Raw genomic sequence first — 18410 nt, 5'->3', positions numbered from 1 at the left:
TCGTTTGTATGTATGTACCCAAACATTTTCAGTTTGAAGACTATAAGGAACAGGTTGCATTTATGAAACAATATAGTTTTGCAACGATCGTATCCATTAAAGACGATCGTCCAATAGCCACTCAACTGCCCTTTGAGATAAACGAACAGGCAAATAAACTTTTTTTAACCTCTCATTTTGCCATTGCAAATGAACAGACCAATTACATCGAAGCAAATACTTCATTGGTTATTTTTTCGGAACCGCATGCGTACATATCCCCTATACATTATGACAAAGCAGAAAGCGTTCCGACCTGGGATTACATCGCCGTACATGCCTACGGAACGGCAAAGATTATAACCGAAGAAGAAGCAAAACTTAACGCACTTGAACAAATGATCAGAACTTATGACAATGATTATTTAACCCAATGGCAAGGGCTATCCGATCGTTTTAAAAAAGGGATGATGCGAGGGATCGTCGCCTTCGAATTGGAGGTAACCACTATTCAGGGGCAAAAAAAGATTAGCCAGAACAAAACTGCTTCAGAAAGGGAGCGTATTGCGGCCTATTTGGAAAACGGCGACAACCAGGTCGAAAAAAGTATTGCCGAATCGATTAGAAATCTATAGTCTCAATGTAAAAGATACGTAAAATGAACAAAAATTCAACAGACATAAAAATCCTTAAAGTCAAAATGACAGATATTGATCTATTGCAAAGCATAGGTCAGAAGACTTTCGCAGAAACATTTTCTGAGGGCAATACAGCAGCCAATATGGCGAAATATTTGGCAGAAAAGTTTTCAAAGGAAACACTACTAGCCGAATTGAGCAATCAAGGGTCGGAATTTTATTTTGCACAACAAGATGATAGCATGATTGGTTACCTCAAAATAAATAGCGAACAGGCACAAACCGAATTACAGCATGAACATGCACTAGAAATAGAACGTATTTATGTACTACAGGAATTTCACGGAAAAAAAGCGGGGCAGCTCCTCTATGAAAAAGCATTGGAGGTGGCTAAGTTAAAAAACGTACAGTTTATTTGGTTGGGCGTTTGGGAGGAAAACCTTCGTGCAATTAGCTTCTATAAAAAAAATGGTTTCATCCCCTTCGATAAACATATTTTTAGATTAGGTGACGATGAGCAAACCGATATTATGATGAAAAAAAATATAGTTAATCAATAATTCCAAAGAATGAACGCGACTATTATCGACAATATAAATGCGATACTGCGGCGTATTGAAAAGGCCTGCGAAACAAGCAGCCGGGATCCACAGGAAGTAAAATTACTGCTCGCAACAAAAACCGTAACAGCGGAACGTATTAAAATCGCTTTACAAGCTGGACAGACCTTAATTGCCGAAAACAAAGTGCAGGAATTAAAGGAGAAATATGAAGATCTGCAGGAAATTCCTCACTGCAGTCATTTTATCGGACACCTACAAACCAATAAAATCAAAGAAATTCTTAGGTACAATATCTCCTGCGTGCAATCTGTGGACCGACTGGAGTTGGCTCAGAAGCTACATCAAAGACTCAATTCTGAAAATAAATCCTTAGATATACTCATTCAGGTAAACACATCTTACGAAAAAAGTAAATATGGTGTTGCCCCAGATCAGGTCATTGACCTTGTCAGGCAGATTGCAACTTTCAGCACCTTGCATATAAGAGGGCTGATGACGATCGGTCTCCTGAGTACCGAGGCTGAACAAATACGCAAGTGTTTCCAGTTACTCAAACAGATTCAACAAGAAATTGTTGAACTCGATATCCCAAACGTAGCCATGCAAGAACTATCCATGGGGATGAGCGGTGATCTGGATATTGCTATCGCTGAAGGCGCAACTATTGTACGGGTGGGTACTGCAATATTCGGTCAGCGAAATACTCCTGATAGTTATTATTGGAATGAAAATAAACAGTTGATTTAAAATACAATTTATGCATATTCATTTTATTCAACATGAAGAGTTTGAGGCTCCAGGGGCTTACTTGGATTGGGCAGTCGAGCGGCAACATACAATAACTTTCTCCAGGGTATATCGCTATGATGTGCTACCGCTAGACTGCACTGCAATAGATTTACTGGTTATTATGGGTGGGCCCCAGAGCCCAGATTCGCCTCAACAAGCATATCCCTATTATAATGCCGCTGCTGAAATTGCATTGATCACACAATGCATTCACGCTGATAAAGCCGTTGTTGGAGTTTGTCTCGGAGCACAGTTAATTGGTCAAGCCATGGGGGCAACATACGAACCTAGCCCAGAAAAAGAAATAGGTGTCTTCACGATCCAACTAACTGAAGACGGTTTACAGGATGGGAAAATACAGCATTTTGGTAAATTTCTGGCTGTCGGCCATTGGCATAATGATATGCCCGGAATCAGTACAGCCAGTCAGGTACTCGCAACCAGTGCCGGCTGTCCGCGGCAGATCGTAAAATACGCCGATCTGGTGTACGGCTTCCAATGCCATATGGAACTCAATTCAGAAGTTATCGAACCACTGATCCATTCCGAAAAAGACCTTTTACACAAAAGCCAACAGCATAAATTTGTGCAGGCTCCGGATGAAATCCGTGGCTATGATTATGCCGACATGAACAACAAGCTATTTCAATTTCTTGATCACTTGGAAGCTGCATATCAGCAACAAAATAGCATTTAAAAGGAATTCCGTAGTAAAAATACGTATCGTTCAGCGAGTAAACGCTAAGCTATCTCCACCTTGTATACCAAGCTCCGCTGAAAATAATACAACCAATACCAGATTTATCGTATATTTTAGCGGTCAGGTATAGAAAAAAACTGTAGATTTAATGATCAAACAAAACGCTGATGGATTTTAAATTTAAGTATCTTTTGTACGGAAGTCTTTTATTAATCACAGGTCTTTTGCTCTTTTCCTGTTCCATAAAAAAGAATGATGAAAATCTGATCTGGTATGAAAACCAAATTATTGAACAGGTTGTACCTGAACAAGATTCGGTTTACAGAATACAGATCGGTATGATGGCCGCTTCTTTTTGGCTGGATAACAAAAATGCCGAACGAAAGGATGAATTAAACCTTTTACAAAAGAGTTTAAAACAACGGGATTTGCTTACGATCGGCGTAGAAAAAGGAACCAATAAAATCATTCGTGTCGACAAATAACAATAAGCAGCTTGTAGTTTGCAACGCTAACACGAATGATCTCCACAAATTTTCATATAGCGATGTGTGTAGTTATCCCTTTGCTTAGGCCAGAAGTTTTAACACTCCTGCCAAAATGGAATTAAGCTATTCTTTCCATTAAATAAATCTGAGGGTCCTCTTGCAACTTCTCACCAGCCATTTCACCAAACGCAAGAATATAAGGCTGCTGATTATGATGATCCAATCCCGCTCGGCTTTCCCAAATTTCATAAAAGATAAATTGGTTCTCATCCTCAGTCGTCTGATGTAGGTCATATTGAACACAAGCAGCTTCTTTACGACTCTCTTCGACCATATGTTGCAAAGCGGCCATAACTTCGCCTCGGTACACCGGATTTGCTTTTAAAATAGCAGTTATATAAATCCTCATGATAATTGATTCTCAAAGTAAAATACTTCTTCCAGATATTCTTTATACTCCTTTTCATAATTATCGACGCGCTCTTGTGTCGCACCTTTTTCCATATCATGGAAATGGAAACTTCCAATACTTTCCAGACCCGCAAATTGATTCATCTTATGGAAACCAAACAGGACACCTTCATCGACAGAATGTTGGTCGAAAAACTCTCCTTCCATCGTAAATGCCGTATCTGGCGCATTCCAACTCGAGGTTACAAAATACTTTTTTCCATGCATTAGACCACCGGTGCCATAATTGATTGCGGGATTCTTACGTGAACGACCATCACTCCTATAAATTCCATTATTATGTCCAGCCGTAAAAACTTCATCGATATAAAGCTTCAGACGATTGGGTACCTGAAACCACCATACAGGAAAATGATACACAATAATATCCGCCCATTTAAAATTTTCTGCTTCTACCATTGGATCAAATGCATCATTTACATTTGTCACACGGGTTTCAAATCCGTTTTTACCTAAAGTTTGTACCGTCCAATTCGTAATTGTGGTATTAAAAGAACCACCCGAGTGTGCGAATTCCTGTCCGCCATTGATAATAAATATATTCATTTCTATAATTTTTCTTATTGATAATACAAATTTCTATCATTATTATAGATAATACAAATAATTTAAATTGTATATTTGTATCATTAAAATAATAGATATGAAATGGAACTTAGAATGGCTTCGCACTTTTAAAGCGATCTATGAGACCGGTACACTGTCTGCAGCAGCACAAGAATTGTTTATTTCGCAACCTGGTGTAAGCTTGCACCTCAACTCTTTGGAAGCTTTTACTGGACACAGACTATTCGATCGTTCAGCACGTAGAATGGTGCCGACCGAGAAAGGTAAAATTTTATACAACTATATAATTGATCCGCTTAAGAAGCTTGAGACAGGCGAACAGCACTTTCACAAACGGGCGCTCGATGAACGTATTACCATAAGCATCGGGATGTGCTTTGAAACCTTCCAATATACCTTAGAGGAGCATATTGCGCAACTTCCATTTAACCTGATCATTAAATTTGGTGAATACCCGCAGATGCAACAAGATCTGGACAATGGTCTGCTCGACTTGATTATAACACCGCAAAAGGGCAATCAACAGAATTTGATTTATGAGGCCTTTTCGAAAGAACGCATCGTATTGATTGCCGGTTGCCAGACAGATACTGCTGACGTAGAAGTCTTATTGCAGGACAGTAAGATTAAGGAAGCTTCTCAGCTCTTAAAAAAACAATTATGGTACAGTACCGCAGCAGATATGGATCACCTCAGAAATTTCTGGTCAACGCATTTTGGCGAACATCCAGATTTCAGCCCCAATTACATTGTGCCCAATATCAGTTCCATTATACGGTGTCTTAGCAACAATAAAGGCTTTTCCATTGTTCCCGATTTTTTATGTGCAGAGGCTATTGCTTCGGGCAAAATCAAACTTGTATGGGAAGGTCAATCTCCTGTTGAGAACACACTTTATTTTGGAACACGTAAGAAAACAATGTACCAAGAGGAAATCAGTCAATTGGAAACATTGTTACAGGAAAAATGGTAGCTTCCTTATTGATTCAGCATCTTACTTAAGAATTCGGGAGTCACGCCGATATAAGCTGCCACTTGCTTTTGCGGTAGGCAGGCGATCAGGGTGGGGTACCGTGTGCAAAATCGTTCATAACGTTCCTTAGCAGTCAAACGAAGGTTTTCCATCGCACGGCTTTGGTAATATACCAAGGCGTTCTCTGCAAGTACCCTGAAGTAAATATTCAATTGTGGGATTTCCTTGTACAGCTTATTCAGATCTGCCTTTGCGATCATTGCGATCTCAGAATCAAATACAGCATCCACGGCAAGATGTCCAGGTTGGCCTGTTACGAGGCTATACATATCCCCTATCCACCAGCCTTCGGGAGCAAATTGCTGAATATACTGATAACCATTTTCATCTACACAATAACTGCGCAGACAGCCCGAAACGACAAATAGCGCATAACGACTGATATCCCCCTCCAACAATAGAAATTGTTTTTTTTTAACCTTCTTCTCTTTAACAAAAGAGAAGAAAAGCTCCCTCTCCTCCGCATTGAGATGAATCTGATTCAGGAGACTCTCCGCTAATAGCTTTTGATCCATACGATAATACTGATTGGTATACGACAAATATAGTTTATCCATAAATCTGAACCAAGGTTTCCGACAATTGTTTTATTCCCTTTAGAAAGCTAAGGAAGTCCGCCCGGACAAGAGGATTGCCAAACCCGGAGCAACTCCCTAGACTATCGGATTTTATTGGAAATATATCTCTGATATTTTATAACTTCACAAGGATTAAGCAATAAAAACATCATTTGTCGATGAAAGAACATCAATATAAAGCGACCGTTGAATGGACGGGCAATTTAGGAAGTGGTACAGATCATTATAAAAACTATGAACGAAGTCACCAGATCAGCATAAAGGACAAAGTGATTATCCAGGGCTCTTCTGATCCGGCATTTCGCGGGGATCCCAACAAGCACAATCCTGAAGAACTACTACTTGCTTCGTTATCTTCCTGCCATATGCTATGGTATCTTCATTTCTGTTCGGTCAACAATATTATTGTGGAATCGTACATCGATCATGCCATAGGAACAATGGTGGAAGAAGAAAGTGGCAAGGGCTTTTTTAAAGAGGTCGTACTTAGCCCCTCGATCCGTGTATAGCGACCAGAAATGATCGCCAAAGCGATAGCACTTCACAAAAAAGCCAATGAATATTGCTTTATCGCGAATTCACTGAATTTTCCCGTGATCCATCAACCTCATGTAAGCGCTGAAGAATAATCTTACCTATTCCCTAAGCGCTCTTGTAGTTCCCTTCTAAAAGTAATCCCAACGGGTAGGTTTGTATCATTGATCTGCACCATACCATGCTCATACTTACTGACCTTATTGATAGAGGCAATATACGATTTATGGATACGGATAAATTTGGATGCAGGTACTTGTTTTAAAATCTGTTGGGTGGTACTGGCCGTAAGGTATGTCTGCGCCGGTGTCACAATTTTCACATAATTACCAAAACTTTGAATAAAATCAATTTGAGCAAGCTTCACTTCAATCAACCGACCATCCATGCGGATACTAATTGCTTTTGGTTCCTCCTCTTGTGGCACCAGACTATTCGTGTAGGAAAGAAAACGTTGTACAGCCTTAAAAAAACGGGGAAAAGATATCGGTTTTAATAAATAATCAACAACGCCGTAGTCATAGCTCTCCAATGCATACTCTGAGTAAGCTGTTGTTAATATCGTTTTAGGTGGACTGTCCAACATTCTCAGGAATTCCATTCCTGTGATCTCAGGCATATCGATATCCAAGAAAATCAAGTCAACCGTATTATTCCGTAAATATTCCAACGCTTCAAAAGCGTTGTAACATTGGGCTACCAATTCCAGATCAGCACTTCTTTCGATATAATTTACCAATACATAATGTGCAGCTGGTTCGTCGTCAACCACAATACATCTATTTTTCTCCATGGCTAAAGATTTATGACTAAGGACACCTCAAACTCTTCTTTACTTGCATTTGTATTTAACTGATAGCGGTTGGGATATAACAACTTCAATCGCGCTACTGTATTTTCCAGACCTATTTTTGCCGAAAAAACATTGCGTTTTTTGACAGGAACGGAATTCCGTACATGCAAATATAAGTTCCCTTTTTCAATCTTGATGGAAATCGCTACGTAACAATCTTCTATACTACAGGTACCATGTTTAAAAGCATTTTCAACAAACGTAATCAGTAGCATTGGCGCAATCTGGTACTTTACCCCTTCTTCCCGTTGATAATCAAAGTCAATCTTGGTTCGATAGCCCAACCGTTCACGTTCCAATTCAATGTAACTCGAAATAAAATCAATCTCATCATCCATTGAAACAAATTCCTTGTCGCTACTTTCCATCTGATAACGCAGCAATTGTGACACCTTGATAATCAGTTCAGAAGTACGTTCGGGAAATTTGAGGCTGATGCCGTAAATGGTATTTAATGTATTGAACAAAAAATGAGGATTCAACTGTTTTTTCAAATTAGACAACTGCGTCTGGTTGGAAAGCAATTCTCTACGTGTTTTCAATCGCTGGAAGCGATAGAATTCGATAAATTGGATACTGCCCAAAATACAGATTAACGATCCTAATAATACCCCCAATTGGTAATGAAATGTTTTCTGAGCAAGATTTTTGTACAGAAAACAATTTTTGTAGATTACATTTTCCGTTATTTCTTTTAGAATGAGGGCAAAAACCAGCAGTATTGCGATGGAGGACAGCCCATACAGTACGGCTTTATTCTTTTTCAGTAGCAGCGGAAGCAGAAAAAAACGATTTACCTGTGCATGAACGTATAAGATCAGAAAATAGATCACCCCCATTAAAAAACCTTTCCAGCTTAAAATAAGGATCCAGTCATTCAACGTAAAGAGGATAAACGAAAAGATCAATAATGTAATTTCCTGTATGATCTTATTCTCCAGCACCTTTCTCATAATCCCTTGTTTTGTTAAAAATCTGTTACAAAGTAAAAGTATTAAGTTTATAACCACCGAAAAATAAATGACGAATTAAATTGGTCACTTTTAAACGCTATAGATCATTTTAAACGGACTTTACAGCAGACATGGTCCTTATCTTCGTGTCCATAAAATGATATATAACCTATGCTGAAATTGAATTTAGTGCTGTCATTGGCTGTATCACTTGCGACCTCAACCTTATTTGCACAAAAGCTTACCATTCGTGATGCTGTGGACCAAGGTCTGGCAAATTATGGAATTATCAAGGCGAAAGCGTATTATTTCCAATCTTCACTACAGACCAACGAACAGGTAAAACGTGACTTCTGGCCCAATTTGACCGTTGTAGCCCAACAAGATTATGGCACCATCAACGGACAAAATGGTCCGTTATATGGATTTGGTGGACTGGGGGTTGCGTCTTCGGGGGCGGCACTTCCTGAACAAAACTGGAATTCCGCATTCGGAGCGCTCTATCTCGTCAACATCAATTGGGATATCTATACCTTTGGTCGTAAAAAAGAACGCATTGAACTGAGCAAAGCGGACAGCAAACGTCTGGAAATTGATCTTCAACAAGAACAGTTTCAACACAAGATCAAGATTGCCGCAGCCTACCTGAATCTTCTGGCGAGCCAACGCCTCCAAAAAAATCAACAGAAAAACCTTGACCGCGCGCTGGTATTCTTTAACATCGCGGCCACTAAAGCCAAGAACGGAATTTTACCCGGTGTCGATTCAACCTTGGCTTCGGCAGAGGTCTCCCGCGCGAAGATCAGTTTGAATCAGGCCGGAGAGAATGTGAAGGAGCAAAACAACAAATTAACGGTATTGATGGGAATCAATTCGACAGACCTTCAGATTGACACTTCCCTAGTAACAAAAACACCGGCTCAGCTGCTGAACACCGTCCCGACTTTGGTAGACAACAATCCGGTACTTCAATATTACAAAAGCCGGATTGAAGTGGGCGAACAACAGCTGAAGCTTTCAAACAAAGAATTTTTACCAACCCTCTCCGCTTTCGGAGTTTTCCAGGCAAGGGGATCCGGCTTCAAAAGCGATTACACTACAGACCTTCAAGCCTTTACAAGAAATTATTGGGAAGGTATTCGTCCCAACCGACAAAACTATCTTTTGGGTTTGGGGATCAACTGGAACCTAACCTCAATCGCGCGTGTCAACAAAAAAATCAGTGCACAGCGGTACACCAACGATGCCTTGCGGGAGGAATATCAAACTACTGCGGCGCAATTTGCCGCGCAGCTCGATGCCGCTGATGTTAAAATCAAGTTAGCCCAGCAGAGCGATATCGAAGCACCAAGACAGGTGTCAGCTGCCCTACAGGCCTACAATCAGAAGATGGCCATGTACAAGAACGGCCTGGCGACACTTGTGGATGTCACCCAGACCTTATATACCCTGAATAGAGCCGAAACAGATCGCGAAATCGTCCATATCAACCTGTGGCAGTCACTGTTACTGAAAGCTGCTGCAGCTGGAGATTTCGATATTTTCAACAAAGAATTATAAATAACACAGCATGAATTTAATACGTTTTGCCTTACGTAAGCCGATATCCATTCTTGTACTGGTCATGGGACTTATTGTATTTGGAATTGGCGCAGTACGCACGATCAAGGTCGACATTTTACCCAAAATGAACCTTCCTGTTATTTATATTGCACACCCCTTTGGGGGTTACTCTCCAGATCAGATGGAGTCTTATTTTGCCAAAAACTACGTCAATATCCTGCTTTTTGCCAATGGTGTCAAGTCAATTGAAACCAAAAACATCCAGGGCCTGACCTTAATGAAGATCTCGTATTACGAGGATACCAATATGGCACAGGCAGCTGCAGAATTGAGCGCACTCGCCAATAGGATCCAGGCTTCCTTTCCCCCGGGGTCACAACCGCCTTTTATTATCCGGTTTGACGCATCTTCACTTCCCGTTGGTCAATTGGTACTTAGCAGCGATAAACGGTCTAACAACGAATTACAGGATCTGGCCAATGTGTACGTTCGGGCTTCATTTACATCTATACCAGGATTACTTTCCCCGCCACCTTTTGGAGGTAGTCCGCGTACAATCGAAGTCAATGTTGATCCCGATCTGATGCGCAGTCACAATATGACTCCTGATCAGGTCGTCGAAGCGTTAAAACTCAACAATCAGACCGCACCTGCCGGAAATGTCCGTATAAAAGATAAAAACTATATTACGCCGACAAATAACACCATTCGTGATGTGAAGGATTTTGAGAAAATCCCACTCTTTAAAGGTGGGGTACAAAATCTCTATCTGGGTGATATTGCCACGGTGAAAGATGGTGCCGATGTCACGGCAGGTTATGCCCTCGTCAATGGCAAACGATCGGTCTACGTCAGTATTGCCAAAGCCGGTGATGCTTCCACCTGGGAAGTAGTCCAAAATTTGAAAGCTGCACTTCCAAAAATACAGAATACCTTGCCCGAAGATGTCAAATTATCCTATGAATTTGACCAATCCGTCTATGTCATCAACTCCGTCAAAAGTTTGATCACCGAAGGCGCTATTGGAGCAATACTCACCGGTCTGATGGTCTTATTATTTTTGGGCGACCGTAGAGCAGCTTTAATCGTTATCCTAACCATCCCAATTTCTGTTATTTCCGGCGTACTGTTCCTGAAACTATTTGGACAGACGATCAATCTAATGTCACTGAGTGGATTGGCATTGGCAATCGGCATCCTCGTTGACGAGAGTACGGTGACGATTGAGAATATACACCAGCACCTCGATATGGGCAAACCCAAAGCATTGGCAATCTGGGATGCCTGTAAGGAAATTGCCCTGCCAAAGCTGTTGATTTTATTGTGTATCCTTTCTGTATTTGCACCTGCATTTACAATGACAGGTATTCCGGGATCCCTATTCTTACCGCTGGCCCTGTCCATCGGATTCTCCATGATCATCTCCTTCCTGTTATCACAGACTTTTGTACCGATCATGGCCAATTGGCTCATGAAAGATCATCATAAAACCGGTGCACATAAAATAAATCCAAAAGGACTGAATGCAGATGAAGTTCAATTTGCCGAAACAGGTCTTTCGGTCGAATCCGAACAAGATACCCTGAATCAAAAGAAACTTCTTGTCGAACGGGAAGATTTTAATAACGACGGTAAAATCAGCCTGTTTGAACGATTCAGAAATCAGTTTATGAAAATGATCGATCGACTGTTCAAACAGAAGAAAATTATCACCGTCGTCTACCTGGTTGGTGCCATAAGCCTGGTACTCGTTTTGCTCAATACGATTGGACAGGACGTATTTCCAAAGGTCAACTCAAGTCAATTTCAGATGCGCCTCCGCGCCGTCGAAGGGACCCGCATTGAACGTACGGAAGAAAAGGCCAAACGGGCATTAGCTGAACTTGAACAACTGGTCGGTAAAGAACATATTAGCATATCGTCTGTTTATATTGGTCAACACCCCGGGCAGTTCTCCGTATCACCGATCTACCTGTTTATGGCAGGTCCCCATGAAGCCGTTTTTCAAATCGCTCTCAAAGATTATCACCACGATATGGACAGTTTCCGCGATGAATACAGAAAACGCCTCAAAGCCGCTCTTCCTGATGTGCAGGTCTCTTTTGAACCGATCGAACTCACAGACAAGGTATTGAGCCAAGGTTCGCCGACACCTATCGAGGTACGTATCGCGGGTAAGAACAAAAAGAATAATGAAAAATATGCAGGCAAATTAATCGAAGAACTGAAAGCTATTCCTTATTTCAGGGATGTACAGCTGACGCAATCCATCAAATACCCGTCCTATGACATCAATATCGACAGGGTGCGTGCCGCCCAGCTAGGTATTGACCTTGCAGAAGTAACCCGCTCATTGATTGCGGCAACATCGTCCTCCCGCTATACAGAGAAAAATACCTGGATTGATGAAAAAGCCGGACTCTCCTACAATGTGCAAGTACAGGTACCCATTGATAAAATGAAAGACGAGAAAGAGATCGGTGAAATTCCGCTGTTAAAAAATTCGTCAAGACCAATACTGAGTGACATCGCGACCATTACACCGTCCTTTACTTATGGCGAAAACGACAACTTAGGTGCTATGCCTTACATTTCCGTCACGGCCAATATTGATCATACCGATCTAAAAACAGCCTCTAAAGATGTACAACGTAGCATTAAAGAGTTAGGTGAATTACCCCGTGGTCTTTCTGTAGAGCAAATCGGATTAGGAAAAGTGCTGAGCGAAACAATGGATAGTCTACAGGCTGGATTAGCTGTAGCGATTATCGTGATATTTCTGATGCTTTCGGCCAACTTTCAGTCATTTAAAGTTTCTATGGTCGTCCTCACCACTGTTCCAGCTGTTGTCCTTGGGTCCCTGCTGATGCTTTTATTGACCGGTTCAACGCTCAACCTGCAGTCTTATATGGGTATTATTATGTCTGTTGGTGTATCCATCGCTAATGCGGTGCTGCTGATCACCAATGCCGAACATATCCGCAAGCACAATCAAAACGCATTGGCTGCCGCACGCGAAGCCGCCTCACTCCGTTTACGCCCTATTATTATGACCAGTTTGGCCATGATTGTCGGGATGTTGCCTATGGCAATAGGCCATGGGGAAGGCGGTGAACAGGTATCCCCATTGGGACGTGCCGTTATCGGAGGCTTACTATTTTCTACTTTTGCCGTACTGGTGATATTACCGCTGATATTTGCCTGGGCACAAGAGAAAAGTAGCACCCAATCGATCTCCTTAGATCCCGAAGATGAAGAAAGTAAACATTATATTGCAGCATTAAAACCTTTAGCATGAAACAGAATTTCTTAAAAATATTATCCGCAGCCGGCCTACTCGTCTACTTAACCGGATGTCAGTCCGCTGCTGAAGAAAATGGCCAAAAAGTAGCAGCAGTGACAACCAGCCCGGCGATGGAAACATTTGTACCGTCCAAACAGAAGCTAACAAACAAGATGCAAATACCCGGCGAGATCAGCGGATTTCAGCAGGTGGAAATTTACGCCAAAGTGAGCAGCTATGTGCGGGCGTTAAAAGTTGACATTGGCAGTCGGGTTCAGGCCGGCCAATTATTAGCTGTCCTGGAAGCACCGGAATTAAGCTCGCAGTTGTCGGCAGCAAAATCAAGGCTAAAGTCACAGGAAGCCATTTACATGGCGACCAAAAGCACCTACGACAGATTATTTGAAACCAGTAAAGTCGAAGGTACGGTTGCCCGGCTGGATCTTGAGGTAGCCGAAGCGAAAAAGAACGCTGATTTTGCCCAATTTCAGGCCGCAAAATCGGCCTATGCGGAAGTACAGAACTTGTTGAACTATCTCGAAATACGCGCACCATTTGACGGCGTTATCGCCACGCGGAATGTCAATCAGGGGGCTTATGTCGGGCCGGCCGGAAGAGGTTCGGAAATGCCCATCATGACCATCCAGCAACAGAGCAAGCTCCGCTTGGCCGTTGCGGTGCCCGAACAGTATGCTGGCTTTCTGGCAGCGAATCAACCGCTACAATTTACTGTAAAGTCCTTGCCGGGCCAACAGTTTTCGGGTAAGATCGCACGTAAGTCAGGAGCGCTGGACAGCCGATTCAGATCTGAACGAGTGGAAATCGACATTACCAATACCAACAACAAACTCCTTCCAGGTATGGTCGCCGAAGTCGAACTACCCTTAACTTCCCAGGATAGTACTTTTGTTGTTCCCAAAACAGCAGTCTTTACCTCAGGTGAAGGAAGTTTTGTCATCGCCGTTGTGGACAATAAAACCAGCCGTGTTTCCGTACAGAAAGGCCGGAGTATCGATGGTCAGGTAGAAGTCTTTGGAAGCCTTAGTCCGACCATGCGGCTCCTCAGTAAAGCCGATGAAGAGATCGTCGATGGTACCGCTGTGAAATAAAGACAAAAGGCCTTACTGAAAAATAGTAAGGCCTTTTGTCTTTATTTTATTAATGCAGCCAAGGCATTACTATCTCATTTTAATTGACCTGTTTATCATCAATAGCAACAGCAGCAGCTGTCAATGCCACTACCCCGCCCACGAGCAAGGCATCTTGCCCCTTCTTTTCTTTGTAAGCCATAACGTCACTCCTCTTTGTATATATCTCTATAATATTATTTAGCGATACTGCCCCAGTCTGCCAGAGTTGTTCCACATAAAATTGTTGTTCGGTGGTTTTTGAAATTGCCTGACCATCGGAAAGTACCGAATAACTCAAGAAATTACGCAGATTGTATGGCGATTCGCCCTGTTTAAATTTTGCCAACTTTACTGCATAGCTTTTTCCGTTCATATCATACATGTACACCTTATCTTTTTTTGATGACGTTGTGATTTCTTTTACATCATTTCGAAGATCAAAGTAACTGCCGTCGACATAAGCATGCGGCGGGATAAGCACAATATCTTTAGGAAGACCTATGCTTCCATTGAAATATCCACGCACCCAATCTTCACTGAATGTACTTAAATCTTTATTTCTAAAACCAGTTACTGATCCATCAATCTGTCCCTTAATCGGGACACTTTCGGCAGCATAACTAAATGCTTTATTATTGATAACCAATGCGGAGCTTTTCAGGTCCCACAAAATAGGTTTATCCAGTTTATTCTCTATTTTCATATAAACTTTCCCCTCTTTACCAGCAAAAGAATAATCAATCTGTATCGTGTCATTATTGAATGAAAAAGTTCCGTTCTCTTCGCTCTTTTTTAAATTTCCGCCATTAAAAGTCATCAGATAGTTTGATGAGCATGCTGATAATAAAAAAGCGCAACAAATTGGCATAAGGACTTTGGTTATTTTCTTCATATTATTAAATTGTTTTTTTAGCATAGTTAGCAGTAAGCTAGTGGTTCGGAATCATTATCTTCTAATATAAAAATTATTCGTGACAAACATGGATTCGAATAAATTCTTTTTATCACCAAAGAAAACTATATTTACGATATACCAAACCAATCAAATGAAAGAGAAACTTATTGACAGAAAAGATCAACAGGCAAATAAAATATTTGAGAGACGAACACTCGGAAATGACTACAGAACTATCCTTCCTTTGTTAAAACCAGGATTGAATATTCTAGATGTAGGCTGCGGTACAGGAACACTCACAAATGAAGCAGCGTCACTTATTAAAGAGGGGACGGCCATTGGTTTAGACAACACCCAATCTTTTATCGATAGTGGGAGTCAACACTATGCTGATACTGCTAATCTCAGCCTCGTTTGCGAAAATATATTCAGCTATGAACCACCGCATCAGTTTGACCTAATTATGACAGCAAGAACAGTGCAATGGTTAAGTGATATTCCTGAAGCATTAAAACGTTTCAGATCCTGGTTAAAACCAGGGGGACAACTTTCGATTTTGGATTATAACCATACTGCGATCGAATGGAATCCCGCACCTCCATCCAGTATGCTGGAATTTTATCAAACTTTTCTGAAATGGCGTGCCGACGCGGGTATGAACAATCGTGTGGCAGATGAAATCTCAGCCATGCTCGAGCAACAGGGATTTACAGCGATTGAGACCATCAATGCTGATCAGACCTATACAAGGGGCGAGGACCACTTTCAAACCAATCTAGGGATTTGGATCAAGGTCGCCCAGTCTCGACAAATGGTGATAGAAGGATATCTTACAGATGAACTGCGTCTAAAAGCAATCGAAGAATACAATAGCTGGATCGAAACAGAAGCCTTGTCTATGACGCTCAAGATGAATGATGTAAGAGGCAAAGTATAGGCCGGATATGGTGATCACTAATACGAAATAATACAACTATGCAAATCGACGTTTTTCAAGTAAACGGCCAAAATATCGCTGAAGTCAAGGACGCGGGCATACTCATCAACAATCTCGATGATGGTCTACAGATCATGGTAGACTGCAGCGCACAAGAAGCATACAAAGCGATCTTATACCAAGAAAATATTTCAGCTGATTTTTTCGAACTCAAAACTAGGCTGGCTGGGGATATCCTTCAAAAGTATATCCAGTACGATTTTGAGATTGCTATTGTTGGTAATTTTTCCAGCTATAACAGCAAGAGTTTAAATGATTTCATTTATGAAAGTAATAAGGGTCGTAAGATCAGCTTTGTTCCCTCACGGGAAGAAGCCATTACCAGATTATCAAAAGGTTAATGCGCAGCTTGATCCATTCAAGACAGCACTTAGAGGTTCAATAGAAAGTAAGCGTCTAGTAAATAGCCGCTTACTTTTTATGACTGCTGCAACCAATCTTCATAGGACATTACCCCCAATTCTGACCTCCCCTCGCCTTCCAATAAGGCAATAAATTCCAACTGGTTTCCGTCGGGATCGTTAAAATAAATTGCTAATGCAGGCATCCAAGCGAATACCATTGGCTTTTCTAGACCGTCCTTCAGAAAATTATAAGGCTGTAAATCCCGCTCCTTGAGATAGTCAATAGCATAATTTAAAATATCCTCTTTACTTGTTCTAAAAGCAAAATGCCGTGGCTGAAAATTTGCATCCTCCTCCCAAAGTCCCAACATATATTCTTTATCCGTCCCGACCCACAAAAAGACAATAGGCCGGTTTGGATCGCGATGGGCCATCCGCAGACCAAGCACCTTCGTATAAAAATTGACAGACTCCTCCAGATTACGTACCTGGATATGCGTTTCATATAATCCTGCTATCTTCATTGTTTCAATAGTTAAATGTGATCCAGTTTCCATACATTATTCCAAACTTTTGTTGGCATAAACCAATGTATTTATTCCTCCATGACAATTTAAGTTAAATTCCGATCTCACAATTGGCAAAATCACAAATAAGACAGAAAAATGATGATGTGAATCCAAACAGTTTGATTTAATAAAAAAACAACCTTATCTTGTGTAGAAGACACTTTTGCCATGCACAACACGCTAGAATTTAAAAAATATATGCCTGAAGATTTCACGCTGTTTAAAGAACTTGTCAAAGACGATGTGATCATGAAATATATTTCAGGCAAGGGATTAACACCCGAACAGGCCAAAAAAAAATTCACCTCCATTCTCGATATCAATGCAGATCCATTATTAGGTTATTTTAAGGTCATCGATTCGGCTAGCCAGTTATTTTTAGGAGACTGCAAATTGGTCAACTATAGAAAAGATCCCACCGTATTTGAAATTGGTTATTTGCTTAAAAAGGAGTTTTGGCGTAAAGGTCTAGGCACCAAAATCTGCGAATCTCTGCTGGCCATGGCTCAAGATATCGATGCCAACAAAAATGTTGTAGGTATTATAGATCCAGCTAATATTGCGTCAAAGCAATTACTGACAAAATTTGGATTTCAAAGCTTCTTCATTGGTGTAGAGGACGATATTTCAACAGAAAAACTAATCTTAAAACGAACATAACCTATTTTATCCAACCGAGAGAATAAGGTCAATTGCACATGACAATACCCCACGATGAAGTTTAGTATCAAAAGCAATCCAAATACACACAACAGCCTACAAGACACTTTATCTTTCTTTGGTGTAGATTGCAATCGCCCATATTACATCTCATCCGGCAATCCCCTTTTCGAGTACCCCAGAAATTCATTCCGTATGGATTTTTATGCCATTTGCATTTGCAGGGCCGGAACAATTATAGCGGAAATTGATAATCAAGAATATACACTTTCACAGCATAGCTTACTTGTTTCGGCTCCTTCCACCATCATCAAATTTACAGCGGTAAGCAAGGATTTCAGAATGAAACTACTTTTCTTTGACAAGTTGTTTTTACTTAAAAACATTGCCAACCCATTTTTCATCGAAAAACTGGGACTGTTGGCCAGTTCGTCGAAACCAATAACGATGTGGTATTTACGATGGAAAGTTCGGTCAGAACTGCACGTATAGCTGTGTACGAGCTCTTGAATCTCAACAAGCCAGTGCCCGATATCAACCCGCTACAATACGATTTCCGTCATTTATTGAAAGCCGCACGGACGCTCAATGATGATAAGCCGTTCATAGGCGAAGGATTATTACGTAAAATCCTGAAAGGCTCCTATTTTGAACATATTCTTCCCGGAGGAGAGGAGGAAAGTGAAGATCATGAATCGTTTCTGGCTGAGCAGTTCGGTAAATTCAAAGATTGGTTAAAAGGAATTAAGGGTTAATTCTAATCCACACGCCAAATCGCCTATGTCTTTTCTAAAGACATAGGCGATTTTATTTTCAATTCGCA

22 protein-coding genes are annotated in these 18410 nt (G+C 41.1%); 15 read left to right on the top strand and 7 right to left on the bottom strand.

The features are described from left to right. Window positions 1–8 precede the first annotated feature (8 nt). From HPC41_RS04480 to HPC41_RS04460, 5 genes are all read left to right on the top strand, one after another. Window positions 9–614 (top strand): FMN-binding negative transcriptional regulator, encoded by a 606-nt coding sequence (locus HPC41_RS04480; RefSeq protein ID WP_172392773.1) that lies wholly within the window; start codon window positions 9–11, stop codon window positions 612–614. Window positions 615–637: 23 nt separating this feature from the next. After that, window positions 638–1177: a GNAT family N-acetyltransferase gene (locus HPC41_RS04475; RefSeq protein WP_172392772.1), complete on the top strand. Its 540-nt coding sequence runs from the start codon at window positions 638–640 to the stop codon at window positions 1175–1177. A gap of 9 nt (window positions 1178–1186) precedes the next feature. Further along, a complete protein-coding gene (locus HPC41_RS04470) occupies window positions 1187–1927 on the top strand; it encodes a YggS family pyridoxal phosphate-dependent enzyme (protein ID WP_172392771.1) in 741 nt (246 codons plus the stop codon). 10 nt (window positions 1928–1937) lie between these two features. Beyond that, the gene (locus HPC41_RS04465) at window positions 1938–2666 is read left to right on the top strand and encodes a glutamine amidotransferase-related protein (protein ID WP_172392770.1); all 729 of its coding nucleotides are present in this window, start codon (window positions 1938–1940) and stop codon (window positions 2664–2666) included. A gap of 170 nt (window positions 2667–2836) precedes the next feature. Continuing rightward, window positions 2837–3154, top strand: coding sequence for a hypothetical protein (locus HPC41_RS04460; RefSeq protein ID WP_172392769.1), 318 nt, complete (start codon window positions 2837–2839; stop codon window positions 3152–3154). A 121-nt stretch (window positions 3155–3275) separates the two neighbouring features. Here HPC41_RS04460 and HPC41_RS04455 read toward each other — a convergent pair whose 3' ends face one another. Further along, a complete protein-coding gene (locus HPC41_RS04455; RefSeq protein ID WP_172392768.1) occupies window positions 3276–3566 on the bottom strand; it encodes a putative quinol monooxygenase in 291 nt (96 codons plus the stop codon). Beyond that, a complete protein-coding gene (locus HPC41_RS04450; protein WP_172392767.1) occupies window positions 3563–4174 on the bottom strand; it encodes an NAD(P)H-dependent oxidoreductase in 612 nt (203 codons plus the stop codon). Before HPC41_RS04450 ends, HPC41_RS04455 begins: the two co-directional genes overlap by 4 nt. A 97-nt stretch (window positions 4175–4271) precedes the next feature. Between HPC41_RS04450 and HPC41_RS04445 the strand changes: the two genes are divergently transcribed. Next, the gene (locus HPC41_RS04445; protein WP_172392766.1) at window positions 4272–5168 is read left to right on the top strand and encodes a LysR family transcriptional regulator; all 897 of its coding nucleotides are present in this window, start codon (window positions 4272–4274) and stop codon (window positions 5166–5168) included. Between the two features lie 5 nt (window positions 5169–5173). On the opposite strand, the gene HPC41_RS04440 is transcribed toward HPC41_RS04445, so the two are convergent. Then, window positions 5174–5785, bottom strand: coding sequence for a Crp/Fnr family transcriptional regulator (locus tag HPC41_RS04440; protein ID WP_246250388.1), 612 nt, complete (start codon window positions 5783–5785; stop codon window positions 5174–5176). Window positions 5786–5964: 179 nt separating this feature from the next. On the opposite strand from HPC41_RS04440, the gene HPC41_RS04435 reads away from it, so the two are divergent. Next, the gene (locus HPC41_RS04435) at window positions 5965–6315 is read left to right on the top strand and encodes an OsmC family protein (RefSeq protein ID WP_246250384.1); all 351 of its coding nucleotides are present in this window, start codon (window positions 5965–5967) and stop codon (window positions 6313–6315) included. Between the two features lie 122 nt (window positions 6316–6437). On the opposite strand, the gene HPC41_RS04430 is transcribed toward HPC41_RS04435, so the two are convergent. Both HPC41_RS04430 and HPC41_RS04425 read right to left on the bottom strand, forming a co-directional pair. Beyond that, window positions 6438–7133 (bottom strand): LytR/AlgR family response regulator transcription factor, encoded by a 696-nt coding sequence (locus tag HPC41_RS04430; RefSeq protein WP_172392765.1) that lies wholly within the window; start codon window positions 7131–7133, stop codon window positions 6438–6440. Between the two features lie 2 nt (window positions 7134–7135). Beyond that, window positions 7136–8146 (bottom strand): sensor histidine kinase, encoded by a 1011-nt coding sequence (locus tag HPC41_RS04425; RefSeq protein ID WP_172392764.1) that lies wholly within the window; start codon window positions 8144–8146, stop codon window positions 7136–7138. Window positions 8147–8317: 171 nt separating this feature from the next. On the opposite strand from HPC41_RS04425, the gene HPC41_RS04420 reads away from it, so the two are divergent. Genes HPC41_RS04420 through HPC41_RS04410 form a run of 3 tightly spaced genes read left to right on the top strand, consistent with a single transcriptional unit; the run spans window position 8318 to window position 14101 of the window. Further along, a complete protein-coding gene (locus HPC41_RS04420) occupies window positions 8318–9706 on the top strand; it encodes a TolC family protein (protein ID WP_172392763.1) in 1389 nt (462 codons plus the stop codon). Between the two features lie 10 nt (window positions 9707–9716). Further along, window positions 9717–13007 (top strand): efflux RND transporter permease subunit, encoded by a 3291-nt coding sequence (locus HPC41_RS04415; RefSeq protein WP_172392762.1) that lies wholly within the window; start codon window positions 9717–9719, stop codon window positions 13005–13007. Then, window positions 13004–14101 (top strand): efflux RND transporter periplasmic adaptor subunit, encoded by a 1098-nt coding sequence (locus tag HPC41_RS04410; protein WP_172392761.1) that lies wholly within the window; start codon window positions 13004–13006, stop codon window positions 14099–14101. Before HPC41_RS04415 ends, HPC41_RS04410 begins: the two co-directional genes overlap by 4 nt. A gap of 79 nt (window positions 14102–14180) precedes the next feature. Here HPC41_RS04410 and HPC41_RS04405 read toward each other — a convergent pair whose 3' ends face one another. Then, window positions 14181–15014 carry a YgdI/YgdR family lipoprotein gene (locus HPC41_RS04405; RefSeq protein WP_172392760.1) on the bottom strand — a complete coding sequence of 278 codons (834 nt, stop codon included), beginning with the start codon at window positions 15012–15014 and terminating at the stop codon, window positions 14181–14183. Window positions 15015–15168: 154 nt separating this feature from the next. On the opposite strand from HPC41_RS04405, the gene HPC41_RS04400 reads away from it, so the two are divergent. Together HPC41_RS04400 and HPC41_RS04395 are read left to right on the top strand one after the other, a co-directional pair. Continuing rightward, on the top strand, window positions 15169–15954 hold the full coding sequence (locus tag HPC41_RS04400) for a class I SAM-dependent methyltransferase (protein WP_172392759.1): 786 nt from the start codon (window positions 15169–15171) through the stop codon (window positions 15952–15954). 38 nt (window positions 15955–15992) lie between these two features. After that, window positions 15993–16355 (top strand): DUF4180 domain-containing protein, encoded by a 363-nt coding sequence (locus HPC41_RS04395; protein WP_172392758.1) that lies wholly within the window; start codon window positions 15993–15995, stop codon window positions 16353–16355. Between the two features lie 77 nt (window positions 16356–16432). Here HPC41_RS04395 and HPC41_RS04390 read toward each other — a convergent pair whose 3' ends face one another. Next, entirely contained in the window at window positions 16433–16882 is a 450-nt protein-coding gene (locus HPC41_RS04390; RefSeq protein ID WP_172392975.1) for a VOC family protein, read from the bottom strand. A 213-nt stretch (window positions 16883–17095) separates the two neighbouring features. Between HPC41_RS04390 and HPC41_RS04385 the strand changes: the two genes are divergently transcribed. Genes HPC41_RS04385 through HPC41_RS04375 form a run of 3 tightly spaced genes read left to right on the top strand, consistent with a single transcriptional unit; the run spans window position 17096 to window position 18342 of the window. Beyond that, window positions 17096–17587: a GNAT family N-acetyltransferase gene (locus HPC41_RS04385; protein ID WP_172392757.1), complete on the top strand. Its 492-nt coding sequence runs from the start codon at window positions 17096–17098 to the stop codon at window positions 17585–17587. A gap of 54 nt (window positions 17588–17641) precedes the next feature. Beyond that, window positions 17642–18079, top strand: coding sequence for a hypothetical protein (locus tag HPC41_RS04380; protein ID WP_172392756.1), 438 nt, complete (start codon window positions 17642–17644; stop codon window positions 18077–18079). After that, window positions 18037–18342 (top strand): hypothetical protein, encoded by a 306-nt coding sequence (locus HPC41_RS04375; RefSeq protein WP_420240188.1) that lies wholly within the window; start codon window positions 18037–18039, stop codon window positions 18340–18342. The genes HPC41_RS04380 and HPC41_RS04375 overlap by 43 nt, the downstream gene beginning before the upstream one ends. The last annotated feature ends 68 nt before the right edge of the window (window positions 18343–18410 follow it).

The organism is Sphingobacterium prati, from assembly GCF_013167215.1.
GTDB lineage: Bacteria > Bacteroidota > Bacteroidia > Sphingobacteriales > Sphingobacteriaceae > Sphingobacterium > Sphingobacterium prati.
This window is presented reverse-complemented; position numbering and strand designations above follow the sequence as displayed.